Below are 7,520 nucleotides of genomic sequence, written 5' to 3'. Positions count from 1 at the left end.
GTCGTGGCTCATGCTGGTCTGCGTCCCGGTGCTGCTGGTCTCGATCGGGCTGATCGTCTTCGCCGCCTTCCGGGGCGCCGCCGTTCCGGCCGCGCCGTACCGGGCCGCCCGTCGTCTCGTCACGCCCGGGGTCGGCCGGCCGGCCGGGACGGCCCGGCCTCGGCGGCCCGTCCTGGCGGGACGGCCGCCCCGGGGAGCCCGGGCTCCTCCTGTCACCGCCCGGGCCCTGGCCACTGCCTCGCCCGCTGGGACCCCCGCGGCCGGGACCCGGGTTCCGGCCGCTGTCTCTCACCGGTCCGTGCCCTCCTTCTGGGCCTGCTCCTGCGCCGTACCACCCGTGCCGCCCGTGCCGCCGGTGTCGAGGAACTTCGGCGGGGACTTGTCCTCCTCTAGGCCCTGCGCCCTGCCCTGCTCGTCCACCACGTCCGGCTGCGTCCACCGGCGGAGCTGGTTCTCCTGCTCCGCGGCCTGCTCGTGCAGTTCGTCGATGCTCGACCGCAGGTCGGTCAGCCGGAACGAGTCCTGCGCGAGGACCGTGTTGAGCAGCAGGAGGGTCACCAGGCCGCCGCACATGAGACCCACGACGAGCAGCACGAACGGCGCACGCGGCGGCCGCCGGAACGCCCGCCGCGCCATTGTGACACGCGCGGACGTCGCCGGCCGGGTTTCCGAACCACCGCGCCGGACGCGCCGCGGAGCGGGCGCGACCTCGGTGAGGCTGTGGGTTTCAGCGGGCGGCGCGGGACGGGTGACCGTGCGGGACGCGGCCGCGCGGGGAGCGGCCGTACGCGTCCGGGAGCCGTCACGCTTCGGGGACGCGACGGATCCGGTGGACGCCGCCGGTCCGGCGGCCGGAGCCGCCTCACGCCGGCGTCTGCCGTCCGTGCCCTGACGGGAGGCCGGGACGGCCTCGCGGCGACGGCTCTCCGTACCGCCTACGCGGGGGGCCGGGACGGCCTCGCGCCGGCGGTCTTCACCGGCCGTGGGCGCGCCGGGGCGGACGCGACGCTCCTTCGGAGCGGTGACGGCCTCGCCCGCCGTCGCGGCGGTCCGGCCCGGCACACGGGGCGGTGCGGCCGTGCGGGCCGCCGCCCTCCTGCTCTCCTGCTCTGTCCTCATCCCTCGCGGATCCTCTCTGCCGCCCGCAAGCGGGCCGAGGTCGCCCGCGGGTTGCGGGCCACCTCCTCGTCGTCCGGGAGCTCCGCTCCCCTCGTCAGAAGGCGGAACCGGGGCTGGTGAGCCTCCAGGGGGACCGGCAGCCCGAGAGGGCTGGTGTCCTTGGTTCGCGCCGCGAGGACCTGCTTGGTGAGCCGGTCCTCCAGGGAGTGGTAGGCGAGCACGACCACGCGCCCGCCCAGCGTCAGCGCGTCGAGCGCGGCGGGGAGCGCGCGCTCGAGCGCCGACAGCTCCCCGTTCACCTCGATGCGCAGCGCCTGGAACGTTCTCTTGGCCGGGTTGCCCCCGGTCCGCCTCGTCGCGGCGGGTATCGCCGCGCGGACCAGATCGGCAAGCCGTTTCGTGCTGGTGATGGGGTCCTTGGCGCGCTCCTTGACGATGAGGCTCGCGACGCGTGCCGCGAAGCGCTCCTCGCCGTAGTCGCGCAGGATGCGGGTGAGATCCGCGGCGGAGTAGGTGTTCACCACGCGTTCCGCGGTGAGCTCCTGCTCGCGGTCCATCCGCATGTCGAGGGGGGCGTCGTAGGAGTAGGCGAAACCGCGCTCGGCCTCGTCGAGCTGAGGGGAGGACACGCCGAGGTCGAACAGCGCGGCGTCCACGCGGGGCCGTCCGGCGTCACGGAGCACGTCGGCCAGTTCGTCGGAGACGGCGCGCACCAGAGTGATCCGGTCCGCGTACGGCGCGAGCCGGGCGGTGGAACGCTCGATGGCGGTGGGGTCGCGGTCGATGCCGACGAGGTGGAGGGAGGGGTGGGCGGCCAGCAGCGCCTCGGCGTGCCCGCCGAGACCGAGGTTGGCGTCCACGGCCACCGGCTCCGGTCCGGACAACGCCGGAGCGAGCAACTCCAGCACGCGATCGAGCATGACCGGAACGTGACCACCCGGCTGACCGGGCTCGTGCGACAACGCTTCCAACCCCCATTACGCCGCAGTACTCGCGGATTCGCGGCTGTGCCGCCGGTGACTACCCAACGGACCCCCACCCATGCCGGTTCCCGGGGAACCGACCCGTCCGGCCAGGTCCCCATCCGCGTCGCCGGCCGTGGCGTCTGACACCGGGGAAGGTGCATCAGCTGCCACTTGGGAGCGGGTGGAGACCTCGCCGAACGTCACCGACGGGTCAATCGATCGAAAGAAAAGGACCGGTCTACAGAATCCCGGGCAACACCTCCTCCGAGAGGTCGGAGAAGGCCTGCTCCTGGGCTTCCAGGTAGGTGTCCCATGCCTGGGCGTCCCAGATCTCCAGTCGCGTGTTGGCGCCGATCACGACGCAGTCACGTTCCAGCCCGGCGTATCGCCGCAGCGTCTGGGGAATCGTGATGCGCCCCTGCTTGTCCGGCACCTCGTCGGACGCGCTGGCGAAGAAGACACGGCTGTAGTCGCGGACCGCCTTCGCCGTAACCGGAGCGGTACGCAGGGCCTCGGTGATGCGCTGGAACTCCTCTACGGGGAAGACGTAGAGGCAGCGCTCCTGGCCTTTGGTGATCACCAGACCCTCCGCCAGCTCCTCGCGATACTTCGCCGGCAGGAACAGCCGTCCTTTGTCGTCGAGGCGCGGGTGGTGGGTGCCGAGGAACACCGGACCCACCTCCTGTGCCTTGTGGAGCGCTCAGCGCTATAGCCCCTGCCCTCCACTGCGCACCACCATACTCCACTTCTCCCCACCGTCAACTGATTCTGAGCGTGTCCGCATTCAAAAAGCGCGGCGTTTTCGCAGGTGAAAAGGGGTGGGCCGGAGTGGGGCGCGGCGGCGGCCCCCGGCCCGCGCGCGGGCGTGTCGGCACCGCCGGAAACCCCGGCGCGTACGGGGTTCCCGCCGCCGCACCGGGGGCCGGTGGAGCGAAGTGGAGCGCGCGGGGGCGGCCCGGGGTTCGCGTGTCACGGGATTCGGACGAGCACGGAACGCGACCGTGAAGAGAGGCCACAACACTGTGGGCAGTTCGCCCGGATTTCCGGACAAAGTCGCCCTAGAAGCACAGGGGACATAGGGTCAGTGCACAGAATGGAAAAGGAACGTTTAACGCCCCATTCTCGGGGACGCACCCTCATGGAGGCCTGGTGGCAGTAACTCCCGACGTCACCGATGCGGCAGCCCGGCTCGAGGATCTGGTCGACACCGCCCACCGGATCCGCAACGCGATCGAATCAGTGATCGAGGGCAAGAGCGACGTCGTCCGCCTTACTCTCACCGTGCTCCTGGCGGAGGGCCACCTGCTCATCGAGGACGTGCCCGGCGTCGGCAAGACGATGCTCGCCAAGGCCCTGGCGCGTTCGATCGACTGTCCGGTCAAGCGCGTGCAGTTCACCCCGGACCTGCTGCCGAGCGACATCACCGGGGTCAGCGCGTACAACCAGCAGACGCGGGAGTTCGAGTTCAAGCCCGGGCCGATCTTCGCCAACATCGTCGTGGGCGACGAGATCAACCGCGCCTCCCCCAAGACGCAGTCCGCCCTCCTCGAGTGCATGGAGGAGCACCAGGTCACGGTCGACGGCGCGACGTACGCGCTGGAGTCGCCTTTCATGGTCATCGCGACGCAGAACCCGATCGAGATGGAGGGCACCTATCCCCTCCCCGAGGCGCAGCGCGACCGCTTCACCGCGAAGATCGCCATGGGGTACCCGGAGACGGCCGCCGAGCTGGAGATGCTCGACGTGCACGGCGCCTCCCAGCCGCTGGACAAGATGGAACCCGTCGCGACCACGGCCGAGGTGGCCGCGCTGATCCGGGCCGTCCGCGCGGTGTACGTCTCCCAGCCGGTCAAGCGTTACGCGGTCGACCTGGTGGCGGCGACCAGGCACTCCCCCGAGCTGCGACTGGGCGCCTCCCCGCGGGCCACCCTTCATCTGGTGCGCGGCGCGCGGGCCCACGCCGCGCTGGCCGGCCGCGACTACGTGATCCCCGACGACCTGCAGGACCTGGCCGTCCCCGTGCTGGCGCACCGCCTGCTGCCGAGCCTGGAGGCGCAGGGCCAGCGCCGCCACGCCGAGCAGATCGTCGGCGAACTGGTGCGGCGCGTTCCCGTCCCCGACGCCAAGTAGCGGACGCAAGTGCGCCGGGCGCGCGCCCGGCGCAGTGACAGTGAGCAAGTGACGGAGGGCCCATGACCGGGCTGAAGGCTCTGACTCCGCGGGGACGGTCGTTCCTCGCATCCGGCGTGGCGGCCCTGCTGTGCGCCCTCGTGCTCGGGGAGCAGGACCTGCTCCGCGTGGCCGTGCTGATCATCGCGATGCCGCTGCTCGCCTCGATGGTCGTGGCGCGTACGCGGTACCGGCTGGCCTCCGCCCGGCGGCTCGGCCCAGCGCGGGTGCAGACCGGCGAGGAGAGCACGGTCACGCTGCGCCTGGAGAACGTCACCCGGCTGCCCACCGGGCTGCTGCTGGTGGAGGACACCCTGCAGTACGCGCTGGGCACCCGGCCGAGGTTCGTCCTCGACCGCATGGAGCCGCGCGGCGTCCGGGAGATCGACTACAAGGTGGGCTCGGACCTGCGCGGCCGCTTCCCGATCGGGCCGCTGTCCGTGCGGATCGCCGACCCGTTCGGGCTGGTCGAGCTGACCCGGTCGTTCACCGTCACCGACACACTCGTGGTCACTCCCGAGGTGGTGCCGCTGCCGCCGGTGCGCCTCGCGGGCGAGTACAGCGGCGGCGGCGACAGCCGTACGCGGTCGGTCGCGGCGGCGGGCGACGACGACGTGGCGCCCCGCGAGTACCGCCAGGGTGACGACCTGCGCCGGGTCCACTGGCGCTCGACCGCGCGGCGCGGCGAGCTGATGGTCAGGCGCGAGGAGCAGGAGTGGCAGAGCCGTGGCGCGCTGCTGCTCGACACCCGCAGGCACGCGCACCGGGGCGATGGGCCGCGCTCGTCGTTCGAGGTGGCGGTCTCGGCCGCCGCGTCCATCGGCGTGCACCTGTCCGCCGAGGGACTCGCCCTGCGCCTGGTCACCGACCAGGGCGCCCGGCACGTGGTGGACAGCGGCCAGTCGTGGTCCCTGCTCGACACGCTCGCCGTCGTCCGGCAGAGCACGGCGCGGTCGCTGGAGCACGGTGTCGGCGCGCTGCGGCAGGGCGGCGGGGAGGGACTCATCATCGCGGTCCTCGGCGCGCTCGACCCCGAGGAGGCCCGGACCCTCGCGCAGCTCAGGCACTCGGGCGTGACCGCCGTCGCGGTCCTGCTCGATCTCGCGTCCTGGGACCGGGCCTCCGGGAACGGGGCCTCCTGGGACGACGCCGCCGCCGAGAACGCGCGGACCGCGCGGTCCGTGCTGACCGGCGGCGGGTGGCGGGTGCTCGACCTGCCCGCCGGCGCCTCGCTCGCCGGCGTGTGGCCGGAGGCCGGCAGCAAGCGGAGCGCGGCCTGAACCGGCCGGTCCGGCGGGAGGGAAGGTAAGAGGCAATGAAACTGCCGGTTGCGGCGGGGCTGGCCACGGCGGCCGTCACAGTCACGCTCTACCCCCTCTTCGAGGGCGGGTCCTGGTTCTGGTCCTGCGTGGGTGCGGTCCTCGTCACCACCTTGACCGGGGCGGCCGCCTCCCGGCTGGGCGCCCGTCCCTGGGTGGCGCCGGCGGTGACGCCCGTCGCGGTCCTGCTCTATCTGACGGCCGTCTTCACGCCGGAGGAGGCGTGGCTGCGGGCCGTCCCCACCGGGGACTCGGTCGTCCTGCTCGCCGAGCTGCTCGGCTCCGGGTTCGACGACATCCAGCGGTACGCCGCCCCGGTGCCGGTCCAGCCCGGCATCACCCTGCTCACCACGTCGGGCGTGGCGCTGATCGCCCTCCTCGTGGACGTCTTCGCGGTACGGCTGCGCCGGGCGGCGCTGGCCGGGCTGCCGCTGCTCGCCCTGTTCACCGTGCCCGCCGCGGTGATGACGGAGCCGATCGGGTGGCCCGCGTTCGTCGTCGCGGCGTTCGGTTACATCGGCCTGCTCGTCACCGACGGGCGGGACCGCCTGAGCCGCTGGGGCCGCGTCGTGGTGGTGCGCCGTTCCACCGGCTCGGCGCGCGGCGCCGCCCCCGACACCGAGCGGCTCGCCCTGTCGGGCAAGCGCATCGGCGTCACGGCGATCACGCTGGCGATCCTGGTACCCGCGGTGCTGCCGGCGCTCAGCCCCGACCCGCTGTTCGGCTTCGGCGTGGGCAACGGCCTCGGCGGGGGCGGCGGCGGCAACATCGGCATCCCCGACGCCATCGCCAAGCTCGGCGGGCAGCTCAGGCAGCAAGGCAACGGCACCGTGCTCACCTACACCAGCAGCGACGACGTGCCGCGTTACCTGAGGATCTACTCCCTCGACATCTTCGACGGGACGAAGTGGACGCTGGCCCCGCTGCGCGGGCGCCCGGAGGACCGCGTGTCGGAGGGGCCGCTGCCGCCCCCTCCCGGCCTGCGTCCCGGGGTGACGCTGAAGCGGGCCGAGATGCGGGTCGCGATGAGCGAGGACATCGACGAGCTCAACTTCCTGCCGCTGCCGTATCCGGCCCGGCAGGTCGAGGCGGACGGCGACTGGCGCGCCGACCGGTCCTCGCTGATGGTCTTCTCCACCGAGGACGAGGCGGCCGGGCTGGAGTATCGGGTGGTGACCGAGGAGCCCGCGCCCACCACGACGGAGCTGCGCACGGCGGTGACGCTGCCCGACAGCGAGCGCTACCTGCAACTGCCCGACGGGCTCGACCCCCGGGTGGAGGCGCTCGCGCGCCGTGTCGCCGCCGACGCCGCCACGCCGTACGAGAGCGCGGTCGAGCTCCAGGAGTGGTTCACCCGGAACGGCCGGTTCACCTACGACCTGCGCGCGTCCGGGTCGGGCGCGGAGGCGCTGTCCCGCTTCCTGCTGCGCGACCGCAGGGGCTACTGCGAGCAGTTCGCCGGGGCGATGGCCGTGATGGCGCGTCTGCTCGGCATCCCGGCACGGGTGTCGATCGGCTACACGGGCGGCACCAAGATCGGTGACGTGTGGACGGTCCGCACCCATGACGCGCACGCCTGGCCCGAGCTGTTCTTCGACGGCATCGGCTGGCTGCGGTTCGAGCCCACCCCCGCCGGGGCGGGCGGGCAGGGCACGGCCCAGGTGCCGACGTACTCGCTGCCCGTCACGCCGACGGCCGAGCCCACCGCCGGCGCGTCCGAGGGGCCGTCGTCGGACGACGAGGACACCGGCCAGAGCGCGGGGCCGGCCCGGCCCAACCCGCGCCAGCTCGACCGCGACCTCGACGGCACGCCCATCGCGGCCGACCCGGGCACGCCCGCGGCGGTCACGTTCGGCATCGGCGCCGCCGCCGCGCTCGCCCTGCTGTTGCTGCCCGCCGCCGCGCGGCTCCTGGTCCGCCGCCGGCGGCTGCGCCGGCTGACGCGACC

6 protein-coding genes are annotated in these 7,520 nt (G+C 73.3%); 3 read left to right on the top strand and 3 right to left on the bottom strand.

Annotation, left to right across the window (positions count from 1 at the left end):
* Positions 1–288: 288 nt before the first annotated feature.
* From AB0J39_RS36595 to mraZ, 3 genes are all read right to left on the bottom strand, one after another.
* A complete protein-coding gene (locus AB0J39_RS36595) occupies positions 289–636 on the bottom strand; it encodes a hypothetical protein (RefSeq protein WP_363473276.1) in 348 nt (115 codons plus the stop codon).
* 479 nt (positions 637–1,115) lie between these two features.
* Positions 1,116–2,039 (bottom strand): 16S rRNA (cytosine(1402)-N(4))-methyltransferase RsmH, encoded by a 924-nt coding sequence (gene rsmH, locus AB0J39_RS36590; protein ID WP_363473273.1) that lies wholly within the window; start codon positions 2,037–2,039, stop codon positions 1,116–1,118.
* Between the two features lie 283 nt (positions 2,040–2,322).
* A complete protein-coding gene (mraZ, locus tag AB0J39_RS36585) occupies positions 2,323–2,754 on the bottom strand; it encodes a division/cell wall cluster transcriptional repressor MraZ (protein ID WP_079318531.1) in 432 nt (143 codons plus the stop codon).
* Positions 2,755–3,233: 479 nt separating this feature from the next.
* Between mraZ and AB0J39_RS36580 the strand changes: the two genes are divergently transcribed.
* From AB0J39_RS36580 to AB0J39_RS36570, 3 genes are all read left to right on the top strand, one after another.
* A complete protein-coding gene (locus AB0J39_RS36580; protein ID WP_346228520.1) occupies positions 3,234–4,214 on the top strand; it encodes a MoxR family ATPase in 981 nt (326 codons plus the stop codon).
* 62 nt (positions 4,215–4,276) lie between these two features.
* Positions 4,277–5,533, top strand: a complete 1,257-nt coding sequence (locus AB0J39_RS36575; protein WP_363473270.1) for a DUF58 domain-containing protein — start codon at positions 4,277–4,279, stop codon at positions 5,531–5,533.
* A 35-nt stretch (positions 5,534–5,568) separates the two neighbouring features.
* On the top strand, positions 5,569–7,520 hold a 1,952-nt coding region (locus AB0J39_RS36570; protein WP_363473268.1), incomplete at its 3' end, for a DUF3488 and transglutaminase-like domain-containing protein.

The organism is Microbispora sp. NPDC049633 (assembly GCF_040675265.1).
Classification (GTDB): domain Bacteria; phylum Actinomycetota; class Actinomycetes; order Streptosporangiales; family Streptosporangiaceae; genus Microbispora; species Microbispora maris.
This window is presented reverse-complemented; position numbering and strand designations above follow the sequence as displayed.